Annotated in this window: 14 protein-coding genes; 1 reads left to right on the forward strand and 13 read right to left on the reverse strand. The window is 44.2% G+C overall.

Annotated features, from left to right (window positions below; genetic code table 11):
* Positions 1–92: 92 nt before the first annotated feature.
* The gene (metA, locus tag ACYQ3Q_RS07505) at positions 93–1,016 is read left to right on the forward strand and encodes a homoserine O-acetyltransferase MetA (RefSeq protein WP_459927988.1); all 924 of its coding nucleotides are present in this window, start codon (positions 93–95) and stop codon (positions 1,014–1,016) included.
* Positions 1,017–1,103: 87 nt separating this feature from the next.
* Here the strand turns inward: metA and ACYQ3Q_RS07510 are convergent, their stop codons facing one another.
* From ACYQ3Q_RS07510 to ACYQ3Q_RS07570, 13 genes are all read right to left on the reverse strand, one after another.
* On the reverse strand, positions 1,104–1,514 hold the full coding sequence (locus tag ACYQ3Q_RS07510) for an FAS1-like dehydratase domain-containing protein (protein WP_459927989.1): 411 nt from the start codon (positions 1,512–1,514) through the stop codon (positions 1,104–1,106).
* Between the two features lie 35 nt (positions 1,515–1,549).
* Positions 1,550–3,316: an IS1634 family transposase gene (locus tag ACYQ3Q_RS07515; RefSeq protein WP_459927321.1), complete on the reverse strand. Its 1,767-nt coding sequence runs from the start codon at positions 3,314–3,316 to the stop codon at positions 1,550–1,552.
* A gap of 529 nt (positions 3,317–3,845) precedes the next feature.
* Entirely contained in the window at positions 3,846–4,697 is an 852-nt protein-coding gene (locus ACYQ3Q_RS07520) for a 3-hydroxyacyl-CoA dehydrogenase family protein (RefSeq protein ID WP_459927990.1), read from the reverse strand.
* Positions 4,698–4,752: 55 nt separating this feature from the next.
* Positions 4,753–6,066, reverse strand: coding sequence for a TRAP transporter large permease (locus tag ACYQ3Q_RS07525; protein ID WP_459927991.1), 1,314 nt, complete (start codon positions 6,064–6,066; stop codon positions 4,753–4,755).
* A complete protein-coding gene (locus tag ACYQ3Q_RS07530; RefSeq protein WP_459927992.1) occupies positions 6,056–6,565 on the reverse strand; it encodes a TRAP transporter small permease subunit in 510 nt (169 codons plus the stop codon). The genes ACYQ3Q_RS07525 and ACYQ3Q_RS07530 overlap by 11 nt, the downstream gene beginning before the upstream one ends.
* Before the next feature lie 69 nt (positions 6,566–6,634).
* Entirely contained in the window at positions 6,635–7,735 is a 1,101-nt protein-coding gene (gene dctP, locus ACYQ3Q_RS07535; RefSeq protein WP_459927993.1) for a TRAP transporter substrate-binding protein DctP, read from the reverse strand.
* 232 nt (positions 7,736–7,967) lie between these two features.
* Positions 7,968–8,792 (reverse strand): SDR family oxidoreductase, encoded by an 825-nt coding sequence (locus ACYQ3Q_RS07540; protein ID WP_459927994.1) that lies wholly within the window; start codon positions 8,790–8,792, stop codon positions 7,968–7,970.
* Positions 8,793–8,906: 114 nt separating this feature from the next.
* Positions 8,907–9,962, reverse strand: coding sequence for a zinc-dependent alcohol dehydrogenase (locus ACYQ3Q_RS07545; protein ID WP_459927995.1), 1,056 nt, complete (start codon positions 9,960–9,962; stop codon positions 8,907–8,909).
* The gene (locus ACYQ3Q_RS07550; RefSeq protein WP_459927996.1) at positions 9,931–11,505 is read right to left on the reverse strand and encodes a class I adenylate-forming enzyme family protein; all 1,575 of its coding nucleotides are present in this window, start codon (positions 11,503–11,505) and stop codon (positions 9,931–9,933) included. The genes ACYQ3Q_RS07545 and ACYQ3Q_RS07550 overlap by 32 nt, the downstream gene beginning before the upstream one ends.
* Positions 11,506–11,834: 329 nt before the next feature.
* A complete protein-coding gene (locus ACYQ3Q_RS07555; protein WP_459927997.1) occupies positions 11,835–13,355 on the reverse strand; it encodes a 4-hydroxyphenylacetate 3-hydroxylase family protein in 1,521 nt (506 codons plus the stop codon).
* A gap of 658 nt (positions 13,356–14,013) precedes the next feature.
* Complete coding sequence (locus ACYQ3Q_RS07560; protein ID WP_459927998.1) at positions 14,014–15,438, reverse strand: sigma-54 interaction domain-containing protein; 1,425 nt, start codon at positions 15,436–15,438, stop codon at positions 14,014–14,016.
* Positions 15,439–15,858: 420 nt separating this feature from the next.
* Positions 15,859–16,833, reverse strand: coding sequence for an FAD binding domain-containing protein (locus tag ACYQ3Q_RS07565; protein WP_459927999.1), 975 nt, complete (start codon positions 16,831–16,833; stop codon positions 15,859–15,861).
* Positions 16,830–19,142, reverse strand: coding sequence for a xanthine dehydrogenase family protein molybdopterin-binding subunit (locus ACYQ3Q_RS07570; RefSeq protein WP_459928000.1), 2,313 nt, complete (start codon positions 19,140–19,142; stop codon positions 16,830–16,832). Before ACYQ3Q_RS07570 ends, ACYQ3Q_RS07565 begins: the two co-directional genes overlap by 4 nt.
* Positions 19,143–19,144 lie beyond the last annotated feature (2 nt).

Here is a 19,144-nt window from a genome sequence, read left to right on the forward strand (position 1 = left end):
AAAAAAATGGGCGAATCGATGTGCGCTAGTTGGATCTCGAATATCGGACTTCGTGCATCGAACCTCAACCTCGAAAAGGGGAGTTTAGATACATGCCTATCAAAATACCTGAAAACTTACCTGCTTTAGAGATTTTAAATCAGGAAAACATCTTTGTGATGGGAGAAGAACGCGCCTTTCACCAAGATATCCGTCCCTTAAAAATTGTAATACTCAACCTTATGCCTCGCAAGGAAACAACCGAAATACAACTCTTGAGATTACTTGGAAATTCCCCTTTGCAAGTCGAAATTGTGCTTTTGCATATTGATTCTCACGTTTCTAAGAATACCGCGCAAGAACATTTAGATTCCTTTTACAAAAGCTTTAGTGAAATCAAAGGGCAAAAATTCGATGGTATGATCATCACTGGGGCACCAGTAGAGCATCTGGAATTTGAGGAAGTCTCCTACTGGGAAGAATTCAAAACCATTATGGAGTGGACGAAAACTCATGTAACCTCCACCTTCCACATCTGCTGGGGGGCTCAGGCAGGGCTGTATCACCATTATGGTATTCCAAAATACCCACTCACTGAAAAGATGTTTGGAATCTTTAAGCACAATGTGAACAAGCGTAGCTTAAACGGCATGCAACTGCTGCGCGGTTTTGACGATGAGTTCTTCGTCCCCCACTCTCGCCATACGGAAGTCAAGCGCAGCGACCTTGAAACACACTCCGAATTAGAGATTTTATCGGAGTCAGATGAAGCGGGGCTTTACATTGTGGTTTCTAAAGACGGGCGCCAAGTGTTTGTAACAGGGCACTCGGAGTATGATACGTTAACGCTAAAAGAGGAATACGACCGGGACATCGCTAAAGGGCTTTCCATTGCTCTTCCGATTGGATATTTTCCTAATGATGACCCTACTAAAACGCCAATCCATAATTGGCGCTCACATACAAGCTTGCTATTTCAAAACTGGTTAAATTACTTTGTCTATCAGCAGACTCCCTATGATTTAGGCGCCCGCTAACTTAATTGATTCAAGTAAGCCCTAAAGGAGGCTACCGATACAGCATAATATCGGTAGCCTTCTAATTTTCTATCAGCTTATTTCAATTCAAATTTCATCCCCATGATCCGAGAAACTCACTGTTGAACTCATTGAAAAAACCTGTTCCCCCACATGATTGAACGCTGTTGTCTCAAATATAACATAAGTCATTTTACCAACCTTGCCGGACCGTTCAAAAACATCTTTGATCCGACGAGTATAGACTATATTGTCACCGATTGAAACCGGTTGAAAATAAGTGAATTTTTGTTCACCGTGAATTGTTCCAGGTTGAAATAGATCAACCCCTTCTATACTACCTTTCATAAAGGTTGCAAAGAAAGTTGGAGGCACCCGATTTCCAAAGGGAATACCTACCGTTTCGGCGAACCTGCGGACTGCATCTGCCTCGATCCTTACTCTAACTGGTTCGCTTTCCCGACCAATTAAATCTTTGCCAATTATCTTTATCCCCACATTCCGCGCTCATTCTGAGAAAATAAATAGTTAATTTATTCCATTAAGTCCTTGGGTTCCATACCCATTATCTTTAATAGCGTCATGCCCCTTAGTGTATTTAAGCTATCATCAAGATAAAAAGTGTATTCTTCATGTCCAATCTTTATAAAATGCATCTCCTCTAAAGCATACTGTAAGAAAGCAAAGGTCGGGGCATCCTGAAGCTTTGCCCCGTTATAGCCAATTTTGGGGAGTTCACCTGTCCATTCTTTGCGTCCTTTTCTCAGTTTATATTGAATTAAAGCTCGTATCAGCAAGGATACGTTTAATAGCATCATCAGAGCCCTCACTCGATGAGGATGCTTTAAGAAAATAACCGATGCGAGGCAGGGTTCTTTGTAGTATCTGAAATCTATCTCAACCACCATCTGATCTTTGTAATAGGCAACAATATCCTTATCTGAAGCTTCTTCAACGGGTACATTGGAAACCAGCACGAAAGATTGTTCAGATTCTTTCAGTGTTTTAGCCTTTTCTTCGTCAAGTCCTGCCAGAGTGATATGGATTTTCCAAGTCGATTTGTATTCATTTGGAACCTCCACTTTCAACGAAGGTCTACCCGGTCTGCGTTTCAGGGTCTTTGTCTCTTCAAATACGACCTGACACACATAGGCAAGCTTACTGTGCTTTTTGCTAAACCGATCCCATTCCGCTACGGCATCTGCTTCACAGGCAAAGCTCTTTTTCGAACTATCTTCAATGGCCGTCTCCAGGATGTTGCGCTGTCTCTCCAATTTATTGTTATATCGGGATTCCCCTGCGGAAGTCTGGACCACGATGACACGCAAATCGGTTTCCTCAAATCGCTCGCTAAACCCTTGCACGCAATAGTTGCAAGCCTTTTTGCTTTTGCCCAGGACTCCAATATCCTGCCACTGGTTCTCTGTATAGGCTCGTTCTACCATTCTGCTTTCCAATTTATGATAGAAGTTCGCCGGACACCTTGAAATAAATTGGATTCCCTTGGGCTTTTGGAGCATTTTTCTGACCAGATCCGTTGTCATCAGCTTTGAATCCGCTATATAAATCCCTTGGTTCAAGCCGTTTTCCTGTAAATCATGGACAAGATCAATCGCCATTTTGTTCCATTCAATATCCGAAGTGTTCCCATCCATAACTTTTGCAGCGAGCGGTATGCCATGTTCGTTAACGATCTTGCCCACGACCACTTGGGGGCATTCATGCCGATGGTCCTTGTTATATCCCTGTGTAATGTTTAGAGTGGTGTTCTCTGCCATCTGGCTTTCTTCACGAGGCTCTTGTCCTGACTCAATGTCTAATGCGTTATCAAAAACTTGGGGTTCTTCGTCAGCGTATTCCCCATAAAAGGAGACGGTGGTGGTATCGGCATGTAGCCTCTTAAAGGCAATATCATACGTGGTATGGGCACTTAACACAACGGATTTAAAGAGCGTTTCATCTCCGGCAGCTGCAATTTTATCAAGGCAATCCCCCAACGCGTCATCATTGAGGGATCCGACTTTGGCATTTTTACCAAAGAAGTACTCGACATCCACCTCATTGTGATTAAATCGACGTTCAATTTTGTAAAGAGGGGCTCTCATGCTATAGAATGTCGATAAAATGATGGCTTTGGCTAAGTTTCCGGTGTCCATATTAGAACGACTCTTCGTCCCCTCGTCGGTTTGATTGTTGATAATCCCAGTAAAGCCGATATTCTCAAGAAATTTGTTCGCCATGGCCATTAAAAAACTAATCTTCAGGGTCGGTGTACTCTTCTTTGATTCATTTATTTTCATGATGCCATCCCTCTTTTTACAGACTTTTGATAACATCATAAATTACAGGGCTCAGTTTGTCCAGCTATTATTAAAAACCCCATAAAAACCTACAAACCTAATAAATGAACCATTAATTCACTTGCAAAAGAGGATAACGTACAATCGAATAATCAAGTGATAACGCTCAATGAGCATAATTCAAGCGAAAGATATTCTATTGCACATTCCTCATTATTACATCTATGACAATAAAAAACTATTCATCAACAGGTCACACCCGCGGAATGTGGGTTTATCACCTCCCCCTCCCCTATTTAAGTTAATGAATTGTTCAAGCTCAACGAGCCACTCGTTGAAAATACTGCCATTATCTAGTTTCCATTTGCGGCTCACTAAATCCAAAGCCTGAATGAAATTAGTACCTTCCCAAATAGAGTAAACCTTACTATCCCTGGCCTGACGTGCAACCGGAAGCCCTGGGGGATTATAGCATTACATAGACAATTTAGGCTTTTCCCGAAGAGATACTGTCCATACAGTATCTCTCCTAATACTTATAGAAACCTTCTCCGCTCTTCCGACCATGCTTACCTGCTCTGCACATTTGTTTGATTATCTGCGGTGCAGCGTACTGGTTATCGCTGAATTCATCCGCAAAATATTCCATAACAAAATAGGCAAGATCAATTCCGCCAAAATCAAACAGTTCCATCATTCCCATAGGATAGTTGAGTCCAAGCTTTACAGCCGTATCGATGTCTTCGACAGAAGCAACCCCTTCCTGCAGGAGCCGAGCTGCTTCTACCATCTGGGGCATCAAAATCCGGTTGACTATGAATCCTGGAGAATCCTTTTTAACCTCAACCGTTGTCTTGCCGAAAGCGCGAGCTAAATCAGTTGCATCAGCTATCGTTTCGTCTGAACTTTGCGCACCACGGATAATTTCCACTAAGCGCATAATCTGAGCTGGATTAAAGAAGTGCATGCCGCAGACTTTGTCTGGGCGACCGGAAGCAGTTGCAATTTCCGTGATCGACATGGAAGAAGTATTAGTTGCAAGGATAACCTCAGGTCTGCACACCTTATTAAGGGTCTGAAACACCTCTTTCTTCAGATCCATCTTCTCTAAAACAACCTCGATTATGAAATCAGCAGCAGACATATCCTCCAGCGCAGTAGTCTTTTTAAGCCTACCTAAAGTTGCCTGTCGTACCTCCTCGGTCATCTTCCCTTTTTCTACGGTACGCGCCATAAACTTATCCATATTAGCTACGGCACGATCAATAAACGTCATGTCAATATCCCGCATGATTACATCATATCCTGCCATAGCGGCTATATGAGCAATACCTGTTCCCATAGTTCCAGTGCCAACAATTCCAATTGTGCGGATTTTCATCGTAAATCCTCCTAAAAATGCTTCTTTTCTCCATCACACAATAAACCTCAATTTCTCAGTTTAAGATCCGATTTGGAAGCCACAAAATTATCTCAGGAAATATCACAAATAGTATTAAGCTAGCTATCATAATTAGGACGAAGGGAAAGACCGACCGGTATATATCTCCCATCGTTACACCTTCTGGGACAATTCGTTTCATATAGAATAGACTGAAACCAAAAGGAGGGGTCAAGTAACCAATCTGCATATTGACGATGAAAAGAACACCGAACCAAACCGGGTCAAACCCTAACGTTTTTATAATAGGGACAAAAATCGGAACAGTAAGCATTATGATAGCACCAGGATCCAGAAACATACCCAAGATAAATAAGAGAAACATTATTCCTGCCAAAATAATATACGGTGATAGTGGCAGTACTGCTAACGCCTCTTGTGCGAACTGTACTGCTCCTACAGCAGCATAAAGGGACGTAAAGGCTGCACTCCCAATGATAATCCATACGACCATTCCAGAGAGTTGTAACGTTTGGTAGCAACTATCTTTGAGAACTGACCAAGTGAGTCTATAACGAATCGCAGCGCATAGGAGACTGCCTAAACCACCAATGGCGGCAGCTTCCGTAGGAGTAGCAACACCCAAAAAAATTGAACCTAAAACCCCAAAAATAAGGAGCAAGGGGAGAATCAATCCTCGTAAGGCTAAGAACTTTTCCCTCCAAGTAACTTTCTCATCAGGTGGGATAGCTGGGGCTAGTTGAGGTTGCAAGTAGGCTCTTACAGCTATATAGACTATGAATAGAAAGGCCATCAAGAAACCAGAAAAGATACCTCCGGCGAACAGCCTTCCTATTGACTCCGACCCAAAAACCCCGTAAATAATCATTAATACACTAGGTGGGATAAGTACTCCCAAAGTTCCCCCTGCACAAATACAACCAATAGCCAAATGCTTGTCGTAACCGCGTTTAAGCATAGCTGGAAGGGCAATAATCCCCATTGATACGGTAGCAGCAGCACTTGTTCCAGTCAGAGCTGCAAATATGGTGCAGACTCCTACAGTCCCAATGGCTAAGCCTCCTCTAATGCCACCCAACCATTTATACATCAAATCATAGGCATCTTCGGCTATGCCTGAGCGCTGGAGAATTACTCCCATAAAGATGAACAAAGGGATAGCAATAATAACAAAATTATCCATTACGCCATAGGCGGTACTTGAAATAGTAGCTAAGGCTTTGGGTCCCAACAGTAAATACGAAAATATAGTAGCAAGCCCTCCCATGACGAAAGCTAGAGGCAATCCTGAAATCAGAAGTACAATAAGCAAAGCAAACAAAAGAAGTGAAACCGCACTAACGCTCATTAGCTCGCTCCCCCTTAACTAAAGTGATGACGTCCCGGGCGAATTTAGCAATCCCTTGAAGCAGTAGGAGAAAAGCCCCTATGGGCAGCACCAGTTTTATCGGATAGAGAGGCGGACCCCATATACTTGCAGATTTTTCCATAACTTTTATAGAGTACCAAGCCCTTTCCCATCCTGTCCAGATTAGCGTTACGCAAAAGGCAGCGAAAACCCAAAACGTAATAATGTCTAACAAGGCTTGTTGCCTTATGGAGAGCCGATTGTAAACTAAGTCCATATTAACATGTCCTCCGATAGATAAAACGTAAGCCCCACCAAGTACAATGTAAGTTCCAAACAACATTCCTGAAGCCTCATGGACCCAAATAGTAGGGGCATTCAATAAATACCTTGCTATTACTTCATAACCAATCACTAGGCTCAGCACAATTATCAGAAAAGAAATGAGTTTTCCTGTCCACTCACTAACAAAGTCAAGGTAATGCAAAATTATTCTCACAGTGCACCTCCCGTTATTGACTAATATTTCGAGGGGAGCAGTGGATACTCCCCCCGACTAATCAACTTCTTACCATGACAAATCGCCAAATTTAGGCGAGACGTTTTTCGCATCCAATCTTTCCTTGTGAAATTCCTTAAGCATAGATATTACCTTTGCGTTAATTGGGTCTTTTGCTGCTATTTTATCCCAGACCTTAATCGCAGCTTCCTTCCCTTTTGCTTGCTCTTCTTCTGATAATGTGTTCACTTTAACACCAAAGTCCTCAACCATACTATCAAGAGCTCTATTGTACATAGTCCGAGTTTGCTCTGAACCTGCCCTACTACCATTTAAAACAGCTGCTTCAATGGCCTTTCTTTGTCCAGGAGTGAACTTATTCCACACATCCATGTTAAAATACAAATTGTTCCATGCTCCCTGTACTGGATCAGGTAGCATGTAATTTTTTAAGACCTCCTGAAACTTCATCTCATACATTGGCCCTGCGTCACCCCAACTAGCTCCATCAATAACACCAGTAGCCAAGGCGGTGTATAGCTCAGCCCCTGGTATCATAACAACTGAGCTTCCAGCCTCCGACTCCCACATACTCATTCCGCCACCAGACCTTAACTTCAACCCTTTTAGATCACCAAACCGTTCAATCGGCTTTTTAGTCATCAAGCCAACGTTAAATGCTTCAAAGGGAATTACGTGCACATTTTGCTTAGCATATTCTTGCCGCAGTATATCCAAATATCCTCTTTGCCACATGAAAATCCAGGCTTCATGTAAATTTCTGTAGCCGTACGGTAAACCTTGGCCAATTTCGCTTACAGGTATTACACCAGAAAAATATCCTTCAGCAAACATTGCCATATCAAGAGATCCCGTTGTTAAGGCTCTAAGCATTTCCGGCACCGGCATCAGTACCCCTCCACCGTACGGCGTGATCTTGACTGTCCCATTAGTCTCTTTCTCAATTAGTTTAAGAGTAGGCCCTATCAAACGCTCTAACTGTGCCCCAGAGAGGTGAGCTTGTAATTTCAGGTTAAATACCGGAGCAGAAGCTTCAATTGTTGACGTCGGATTAGAGTTTTGGGATACTGTTGGTTTTTGTGCCATGCAGCCAACCATGCTCATAACTAACAATAATACTAAAGAAATTGAAAATATATTTTTTTTCATTTTAAAATTCTCCTTTTTTAATAGAATTTTAATGTTTCCATTACAGAATCTCTAAACCTGTTACCCCTAAATTTGTTTGGACTATTAAATCCAAAAAATAACCTTTCCTGCAAATTCAGGTATTCTCCATCCTTAGCAATCACCTCCTTAGTTATTCTTTTTATACCCCTTTCAATATTTATGACAGACGCTCCGCCGCCTCTGATTATAAGGAATGTCTAAAAACAGCATTTCAACCTGAGATACATAGTAACTGTCCCCCATCAACAACCAAAGTGTGCCCTGTCATAAAAGATGATGCAGACGATGCCAACAACAGAGCAGCGCCATCGATATCCTCCACCTCACCGACACGGGGTATAGGGTGTCTTTCAAACATCTGCGGCCCCTTCGGACTGTCCCAAATAACTTGGCTGAACTTTGTCTTGATGAGACCGGGAGCGAGGGCATTAACCCTGATACCATCTTGTCCCCATTCTCTTGCCAAACTACGGGTAAGATGTATCAGCCCTGCCTTAGAAACGTTATAAGCATTTATACCCGGGGTGGTTAGAAATCCTCCAACGGAAGCGACGTTAATAATCACGCCCCCATGGGTCTTCATCCAGGCATGGTAAACCAATTGCGAAAGAAAAAGTGACGCCTTTAAATTGACCTCGAAAACTTTATCCCACGCCAGTTCAGTTAAATCAGTTAAAGGTCCTTGACTGGGATTTGCACCAGCGTTGTTAACTAGTATATCTATCCGACCAGCCCAGTCCATGGTCGCCTCAACTAATTTTTTTCTATCTTCCGGTACTAAAACATTAGCCACTATCCCTAAAACATTCTGCTCATTATTAAGGCATGGGGACGCACCCTTTTCGGAGAGTGTCCCGAATAATCTGATCCTTTCCGCAGCCTCTTTTACCCCTTCAGGCTTACGGCTACATATAACCACCTTAGCCCCCGCCATTGAGTAAACACTGGCAATCTCCTCCCCAATCCCCCTGCTTGCGCCAGTAATCAGAGCAACCTTTCCATCTAAAGAAAACATAGAATGGATTGATTTAGCCACTTTCACGATCCCCCTCAGTCAAAATATTTCACATGTTTCCCATAGCTTTTCTGTACCAGGCCATATCCTTCTAGTCGAATGTTAGTAATTTAGAGGCGGTCCTACAGAATATGATTAAGGTTTAAGTACCACCTTTATGGCTCCGTCCAGCCTCTTTTCAAAGAGTTCATACCCTTTCGCGGCCTCCTTCAGGGGAAAACAGTGAGTAATTAAAGGAGTCAGATCAAGTTTGCCAGCCTGAATAAGGCTGATCAATCGTTTGGTATGAATGAAATTGCCAAGTCCAGTCTGCATCGTGATATTCTTTAACAAAAGCTTATGAAACGGCACTTCCACCGGTCGTGAAATAACTCCTATGACGGACACTGTCCCACCGATAGCTACTGTAGCTAAGCAGTTCACTAAGGATTCCGGACTACCGACAGCTTCAACAACCAAGTCTGCACCCCATCCATCAGTGAGGTCCATAATGGCCGCTTTCGTGTCCACCTGCGAAACATTAAACACCTTATCTGCTCCCAAACGAGTTGCCATTGCCAATCGATAGTCCTCTCTATCCAAGGCAATAACTTGAGATGCACCAAAAAGTCGCGCTACCGCTACTGCGCACAGTCCCACAGGTCCAGAGCCAAAAATAGCAACTACACTCCCAGGCTGAATTCCCCTTCCATCCGGGTTTACTCCCACCACACCCGTGTACGCGGTGGCAAGGATATCCCCGACAAAGAGCACCTGTTCATCAGTCAGACCTTCTGGTATCTTTTCCAAGGTTTCATCTGCATACAATACACGGGCATACTCCGCCTGAACCCCCTGGAGGTTACCCATCTTTGGACCACATCCATATGCGCCCCCGTTTTCGCAGGCGAATAGAAGTCTATTACGGCAGGCACGACACCGCCCACAATTAACCGCCGCCATGCTTAATACTCTATCCCCAGGCTTAAACTTGGTTACAGCTGAACCTACTTCTTCTACAATACCTACAAATTCATGACCGATAACCGTTCCAGGTTCCACTCTCAATAAACCGTGCAGGATGTGCAAATCACTACCACAAATACTCGTCGTGGTAACCCGCACAATAGCATCCTCCGGTCCCTGGATTTCTGGTTTTGGCACATTTTCCACACGAATATCACCTAAACCCCGGTAAACCAGAGCTTTCATAGTCTAACCTCCCTTCGTGAAGACTCCAAGCTTCTGCTTTAGCATTTTTCCTCAGCTCAGTCTTTAGAGTCTTACCGCTGACAGTTTTCGGTAACTGATCAAGGATTATAAAACTCTTTGGTATTTTATAGTGAATCATTTCTTGTTTGCAAAAGCCCCGAAGTGCTTCAAGATCAATGTCAGCACCAACCTTTAATGTAATATAAGCCTGTACTTCCTCTCCCATTACCTTGTCTGGGACCCCTATCACGGCCACTTCCAATATCCCTGGATATCGATAAATTATCTCTTCTATTTCTCTCGGGTAAATATTAATACCACCCCGTATGATCATGTCTTTTTTACGGTCAACAATAAATATGTAACCGTCATCATCCTTATAAGCTAAATCCTCGGTATGTAACCACTGGTTGCGTAATGCTTGCTCCGTTGCTTCAGGGTTATTCCAATACCCTTGCATAACATTAGGTCCTCGAACTACTATTTCCCCAACCTGGCCGGAGGGCAATTCACGTTCCTGTTCGTCAAAAATCTTTACCTCCATAGTTGGGTAGGCTACCCCTGCCGACCCAGGTTTTTTTATACCGAAGAGTAGGTTCCTGGTGCATCCCGATGACGTTTCTGATAAACCATAGCCTTCGACTATATCAGCCCCAGTTATTTCTTTCCACTTTTTAAGAATCTCTACGGGCAAGGAGGCCCCACCCGTAAAAGGTACTCTCAAAGATGAAAGGTTGCAGCCCTTTAATTTAGGCGAATCCAACATAAAGGCGTACATAGTGGGGACAGCAAAAAAGTAGGTGATTTTCAAACTCTGTATTGTTTCAAGTATGTCATCTGCGTTCGTCCAACGCTCTTTAAGGTAGCAGGTACCTCCATAAATCAAAGTACAATTCAGAAAAGAGCTTTGAGGAGCAATATGAAACAATGGAGTAACAATCAGGGTTCTCTCCGCTTGAGATAATCGCATGTCCTTGCCAATAATGCTGGCACTTGAGTAGAGGTTTTTATGACTTAACATGGCTCCCTTGGGTCGACCTGTAGTTCCAGAGGTGTAGATAATTTCCGCCAATTCGTTCTCCGTTAATTCTGGAAAGACTGTTTCCGTTGCTAAATACAAATCCTTTAATAGGATACTATCAGGTCCCTCTTCTCCATCCGTCACAATCAAATGGCGAAACTCCGCTAGATTAGCCCTAACTCCCTCGATCGCCGCTACAAAGGCAGGCGCAGTAATCAAAGCCTTAGCTCCTGAATCAGCTATGATATACTCCACCTCCCTTCCTTTATACAGGGGATTTAACGGCACAACGACTCCACCAAATCGCATAATTGCATAGTAGGCAATCACAAATTCCGGTCCATTAAGTAGTTGCAAGGCAACTCGATCCCCTTTAGTCAAGCCAAGATTCTGCAGGCCAGCTGCCAGATAATCCATGGTCTTTGCCAGTTCAGTGTAGGTTAATAACCCTTGTGTCCAAACCAACGCTTCTCTTTCTCCTTGTGATTTGGCTAGGGCCAACAACTTAACCGGTAAATTCATGTCTTATCCCTCCAACTATATTTTTTATCCACTTCCAAGACTCCCCTTTCTATGAGCGAAAGTGGGAATTTTTTAAATATTCTAATACTTTTTTATAAAAAAAATTATGTCCCCTACTCCAAAAGCCAAAATCTCCTCAGACTTGGCAAAAAATCTCCTGTGAAAAATATCTTGTAAGTCAATCTAATACAATCCAATTGATTCACCTTACCCTATCTGTATACAAAAGAGACAGGAGTCCACGTACTACTATTTCCTCAACTATTCCGTGATAGCCCCTGGGTAGGCAAAGTGACACCCAAGGGTTATCCCCTATGATATAGTACAATCTATTTTACTGAATTTTTAAATTTATCTAACATCTTTCTGGGGGTTACAGTCTCTCTCTCAAATATGGGCAGCTCTTTATTAATTCCGGCCAGATACTTGGCGATGTTTTTTAGACTTTCTAGATCGTACCTTGACATCATGGTGATAGTTTCCATTAATGGGGAGCCACCGCCGTGCATTCCGGCTACCATCTGAGCTCCGGAGAAATGCGAGCACAGCTGGTTCTCGACCATCCGGAAGCACCTATGTGTGTCTTCGGAGGAAATATTCGGGTTCCTCTTGATATACTTGTTGACGAGCTGACCAGTTTCCTCAGCAAAGAACTCCGCTTCCATAGGTAGGGTGGCACTCAGCCCACCTGCTAGGTCGGCTAGGATACTATACTCGTTGTAAATCTCTTGACCTGCTAATCGTCTTCCAGCATTGGTAAGAATTTCGTCTGGTACAAAGGAGCCAGACGGGAATTTTACTCCACGGTAGGCACTTGCCTGTCCCGCCGCAAATACAAGCTCTGCTGTACCGATGATGTGAGAAATCTTTTCCTTAACATGTCCAGCCTTTTCAATTCCGTTGTATTCAGCCACGAGTGCCGCTTGGCTAGCCAGAACTTCGGAAACAGCTGTTTTACAGCCTGTATAGGAGTGTCTATGAAAGTGGGCGAACATCAAGGCCAAGTAGCCCGCATATTGTACAACCTCAGGATTCTCTCTGCCGTTCATGAATACTCTTTCGTTAGGTACGAACACATCGTCAAAAATGGTCATCGATTCCACGTCACCCACTTCACCCATTGGCGCCGGCAAGTATTTTCGCTTGCTATGACCACCAGGTAGAGCTATTAGCTTAACACCCTCCCAGTCCGAGGGAATGGCGAAGGAAACGGCATAGTCAGCGTCCTTCACGCCCATCAAACGCGTCGGCAAAACGATGATTTCATCCGCATAAGGGGCTATCGAGTTACAGATCTTAGCCCCTCTGACAATGATGCCATCGGGCAATACCTCGACAATCTTTACATACTGATCGGAGTCGACCTGTTCATGCGGCCTCTTCATCCGGTCACCCTTTGTGTCGGTCTGGGCACAGTTGGCGACAAGGTCGTTGGCCTGGGAGTACTCTAAATATTTCAGGAATCTCTTATTGTATTCAGTGCCACAAGCCTGATCCATATCATAGGTAACAACGGCAAGGGCATTGAGGGCATCATTTCCCATACATCGTTGAATACACCCGCCCACTCTGTGACACAGCAGTCTGGTCATCCGTTGTTTCTTCAGCAAATCATCCATGCTTTGATGAATGTGGGTATAGCGGTTGATTTTTTTGCCGGTAAGGTGGGATGTTGCTGTACATACCTCCTCATAAGCCGGATCGTGGGCACAGTCAAAGGTTTGTTTTATGACATATAGCCCGCCGTTAATCCAATCACCAGTTCTATCGAGCTTCTGACCATTGATATACACGTTTGGTTTCATCTTTTCTAAACGATTGACATAATTCTCATAAGTTCCTACAGGCATTTATTATTCCTCCTCGTATTGTTTAGTTTCCCCCAACGATTTTGACAAGACTGAAATCTGCAGATTTTTCAGATAATTTTATTTAATTCAATCTATTTGCAAAAATCATACCAACCACCACCGAAGTTAAGAAAACTTGGCTGGTGCCGAGCCTTCGGAAGAAAACAAATGCCGTAGTTGCACTGATTCTGCCTGATTGTTATACTATGTAATCGTATAAAAGCCCCCCCGGATAGCCCAAAAAGCGCAGGGGATAAAGTTAATTGTCTATTTAGTAGATAGTTTAACTTAAATTTGTTAATTACACCTGTCTACTATAAAGACACCCTCAGTTTAACCTTGATTTGTTTTCAGCCAATACGTATCATAGTTGTAATCACAGAAGCTCCTAATACAGGCTGGCATTTTTTTAAGACGTCTAAGCAGCCATTTTTTACCTAGGTTGACAATATCTCCGTTTTTAAGCAGGTTCCTAACCTGTTACTCTCATTTTCCTCCTCTTTTCTTGTACATAAATTATTTTAAAAGAAATTTATTAGGCTAGCTGTCATTGCAAGTTGCCTTTGACGCTAGCCCTTATTACCAAGTATCTCTTGTATCACCTCAGATTTAATAATTTATTCTAACGCTGCAAATTATCCCTGAGAGACTGCCTCAGCTAATCGGTGAATTTGTTTTCCGCTTGGCTTGCTATATTATACTTGTACAGTTTTTCATAGAAGGCGCGGCGCGAAATACCTAATTCTCTTATAGCTTCACTCCGGTTGTTGTTACTCTTCGCCAAAACCGCAAGCATTAAGTCTCGTTCAACTTTAGCTACAGTTTCTTTTAAATCATAAGGCCTGTCTTGGATCTGTTCCCATTCAGTATTAATTGGGCGCAAATAACCCGGTAAATGCTTGATTTCAATTTGCGTACCACTTCGAACAATGCTGGCGTGCTCCAAGACATTTTGCAATTCTCTAATATTGCCTGGCCAGTCATGAGCCTGCAGAATCCTTATCACTTGTGGAGAAAGGGTTAACTCTTGATTAGCTTCCTCCGAGTATTGAGTAAGAAACTTTTGGGCAAGAGTGAAGAGGTCATCCATACGTTCGCGCAACGGCAATAAGTATAGCGGCACAATATTGAGTCGATAATACAAATCACGGCGGAAAGTCCCTTCCTTCATCATCTCTTCCAAATTACGATTTGTAGCCGTAATCACTCTTATATTCAAGCTTATGGTCTTAGTGCTTCCAACCCGTTCTAATTCTCTTTCCTGTAATACCCTCAACAGCTTAGCCTGCATATTAATGCTCATATCACCGATTTCATCCAAAAAAATGGTCCCACCGTGAGCCAGTTCAAATTTCCCTAGCTTGCCACCCTTTTTTGCCCCTGTAAAAGCCCCATCCTCAAACCCGAACAACTCGCTTTCCAGCAAAGCCTCCGGTATAGCCGCACAGTTAACTTTAATCAAAGGTTTATCCTTCCGCCGGCTGGAATTATGAATGGCCCTGGCTAAAACTTCCTTACCAACTCCGCTTTCACCCAAGATTAGTACTGTACTATCAGTTCGAGCCACTTTTGCCGCTAACCTCAAGGTTTCCCTCAAACGACTGTTCTGCCCTACATATTCTTTAAAGGACAAAGGCAACTGCGTCCGCTGATTTAACTGATCCTGCAAATAGTCAGCTACTCCCTTAGTCCGTTGTAATTCCCTGCTCAACTCAACAACTTTAGTTATGTTATTGAAAATTGAAACACAGCCTACGACCTGGTCCCCTTCAAAAAGCGGAAACGCACGTCCAATTACATCAATACCAACTGTAGAAAGATTGTCCCGCTCGTTACTAACTTTTCCTGAGCGCAAAACTTTGATAGCCAGACATTCGGGCTCGATCAAATCTAGCCTGCGCCCCAAGACCTTTTGAACCGGTACTCCCAAAATCTTGGCGTAAGACTCATTGGCATAAACAATCGTGGTATCTGAATCAAGAACCATTACAACGTCTTCAATGTTATCGAGGATCTTAAATAAAAGCCCTTGATCCCATTGCTTGATAACATCTGTAGTTATAGCGTAAGATCCAATGCTCATCCTTTTTCCCCCAATTAATATGATGTATATTTTGTATACATCATATCAGAATAAAGCAGCCAAACCTCCATATAATCTCCGAAAGGGATCAATTGATCACTGAAAGGTAGTAACAAAACCTTTAACAGAATACTGTGCAATTTCTTGGCCTTAATTAATAAGACAATGCAGATCCCTAATCCCAAAAAACATCTCGCAAAGGGATGTTTTCCATTGCAATAGCCCCGTTTAGCATGGCTTGGGAATAAAGCCCTACGGAAGCAGCGGCGAGTAACAGTAACATTCATATATATTCAAGCTTCATTATCTATTCTTCAATAAACTATTAATTTCATTTCAAGTTTTCTAGACTGAAGCCGTCGCTCAATTAGAGCCCACTGAAAAAGGGGTAGAATCCCACCTGGATTCTACCCCTTTTTTTCATAGACCCTTCACTACCCTCTTCACCAGCGTCTTGGCGACCTCAAGCTTATAGGCATTTTTGGCAAGGGGCTTGGCTCCGACCAGAGCGAGCCTCGCTGCTTCCGCTACAATCTCTTCGGACAATTCTTTCCCTCTTAAAAATTCCTCGGCCTCAATGACCCGAATAGGTTTGGGAGCTACCGCCCCTAGTATAATCCGGGCATCTATACAGATCCCCTTATCTATTGTGATGAGAGATGCAGCACTAACAATGGCGAAGTCAATGGGTTTCCTAAGGGTGAACTTAAGAAAATTTTGTCTGGCAACGGGGGAAGGCTTTGGAATATTAATCATCGTTATCATCTCATCAGGTGCAAGTACATTCCCCATGGGAGTAAAGAACTCCTCCAATGAGATATTTCGGGTTCCTCCTCCACCTACTATAGTAAGCGATGCATCAAGAACGGTTAGTGCCACAGCCGTATCGGAGGGACAGACCGCATAGCATTTCTTTGCCCCCATAATCGCATGGTAGCGGTTCTCACCTGCGACGGCTGGACAAGTCTTTCCCCCTTTCCTGAAGCACTTGATCATACCTCCAATCTCGTCGGGATAGCGATAGTACCAGCAACGGGTATCCTGACAAAGATTACCGCCGATCGTCGCCATATTCCGAATCTGAGGAGAGGCGACGGTTATGACTGCCTCTCTAAGAAGGGAATATGTCTTTTCGATAAAGGGAGAGCTAATTATGTCTATGAGAGGGGTTAAGGCACCTATACATATCCCCGCTTCGTCTTCCACGAGAAAATTGAGGTCAGGGATCGTTTTGAGGTTGATAATCACTTGAGGATAGTCAGGGAGAATACGGTCCTTTAAGACACCGAGGAGATCTGTTCCCCCAGCATTAAGCTTGGCCCTTCCTTGGTATTTGACAAGCAGTTGTATCGCTTCATTCACCGAAGTAGCATTCACATGAGTAAAAGTTTTCATCCTCTCCCCCCCTTTTTCAGAGTATCTATCTTCCCTAAAGCACTTAAGATCTTATCAGGGGTTAGTGGATAATCATGGATCCTCACACCTATGGCATTGGTTACGGCCATGAGAACGGCAGAGGGCCCAGGAGACGGGGCAATCTCACCTACGCCAATGGCATGGAAGCGATGGGTGGGAAAGGGTGTTTCGAGGATTGCATGTTCCATCTCGGGAAGTTCTGCAAAGGTACGCCACTTGTAGTCGATCATGTTGGGGTTCATGATACGTCCGAGCCGTGTATCTAAAACCGTCTCTTCGAAGAGAGCGCTATCGATACCAGCAGAACCCAGGCAGCCATTGAGCTGATTTGTAATGCCAAGAGGATCAATGATCTGTCCAACGTCGGTAGCAGCTACTACTCTAATCAGATCAACTTTGCCCGTTTCAGTATCAACTTCCACTTCGGTAAAGATCATCATGAAGTTGGGTTGAGTGAAATCAGGCTCGAAACGGCCGCGACCCAGACAGGTGCCATGATAGCGCAGCCCTTTGATCCACGGGAGCCTTACTTCGGGTTTCCCTTTCACGTAGACCATCCCGTCTTCCGTTTCCAAGTCTTCCGACGTCACATTATACTTAGGAGCCATTATTTCATTAAACTTTGGGGCCATTATTTCAAAAAGCTGTTTTTTAGCATCTTCTGCGGCAGCTATTACAGCACTGCCTATGGCGTAAGTTCCCCTCGAACCTACAGGTCCAAACTCAAAGGGGTTGATGCTTGAATCCGACGCTGTAACAGAAATCCGGTCAAGAGGAAGCTGTAGAATCTCAGCCACGTACTTACAGATGTTGCTGCGCTGACCTGTACCATGTTCCGCCAAGCCTGAGTAGATTGTAGCCTTACCATCGGGATCAAGACGCACAAAGGCCTCGGATACATCCTCCCCAACATCAGCATTCCCGTGTACTCCAACTCCCACGCCTCTCCGCTTTGTACCCATGACAGATGTAGGTTTTAACCAACCTTGCCATTTTTCTTGCCAACCGAAGGCTTTAGCGCCTTCTTCGATCGCCTTGGTGAAGTCGATTCCCTTAGAAACCCACCATTTTCCATCCCGCCAGTAATAGCCTTCCCCTGGTTTCACATAATTCCTCTTGAAGAAATCGACTGGATCAATGTTAGCCTTTTCCATTCCCAGAGTAAGGATGGGAACCAAGGCGCATTTCAGTTCTTGACCGCCGTACCCTCGCACCTGCCCTGAAGCTGTTCTGTTGGTGCATACCACTTGGGGTTTAAGATTCCAATTGGCACACTTCAGCATGAGTTGCACTTCACCGCACCCCACTGCTACCATACCCTGAGTCCCTTCTGAAAAGGCGCCGGTGTTAACTAACCAATCGCCCTCAAAGAACGTTACGGTGCCGTCCATCTTCATGCCTACCTTACCATGAATGCGGGATCCGATGCGGACTGAAAAGGCAGCCAAATGTTCTGCCTTCCCGTAACAAATCTTGACAGGCCTCCCTGTCGCTTTGGCGAGCGCAGCGGCCGGAAAAACATACTGCCAAGACATATACTTTGAACCATAACTTCCTCCAACGGGACTCCCGATCGACTTTACCTTAGTGGACCTCCCCATAAAATTCTGAAGAGCAACTTTGAGCATATGGGGACCCTGGGATGCCGACCAAACTGTTAAGGTATCCGTCCCTTCCCAAACCGCGATTGCTCCAGGAGATTCCGGAGGCAGCGGATTGGGTATATTCTCATAGGCATAGGTTCCCTCAACAATGAAATCGGCCTCTGCGATTCCCTGGTCGATATCCCCAATGACAAGCTCCTGAAGGGGGTTGGGTCCAAACACCCGGATTCCCCGCGGCAAGACATTACCCGGGAACTGCTCATACAACTGCGGTGCCTTGGGTTGTATAGCTTCATCTACATCATAGACTGCGGGAAGGGGTTCGTACTCGACCACAATCAGGCGGAGTGCCTCTTCTCCAATCTCCTCCGTCTCAGCCGCTACCAAGGCAACTGCGTCACCAACATAACGGACTTTACTGTCGAGGACTCGAACGTGTTGGGGTAATCCCCCCATCCAGTCGGGAATATCTTGGTAGGTGAGGACGACCTTCACACCAGGGAGATTCATCGCCTTGGTAGTATCGATACTCTTGATGAGGGCATGAGGAAGAGGACTTCTGAGGATCTTAGCGTAGAGCATATTGGGGACGCTAAAATCATTAATGAACTTGGTCTTGCCCGTAACGATGTCGAGTGCATCCTTGCGGGGAGTGGATTTGCCAATAAAGCGGTAGTCTTTCATTT

The organism is Desulfosporosinus burensis, assembly GCF_054657535.1.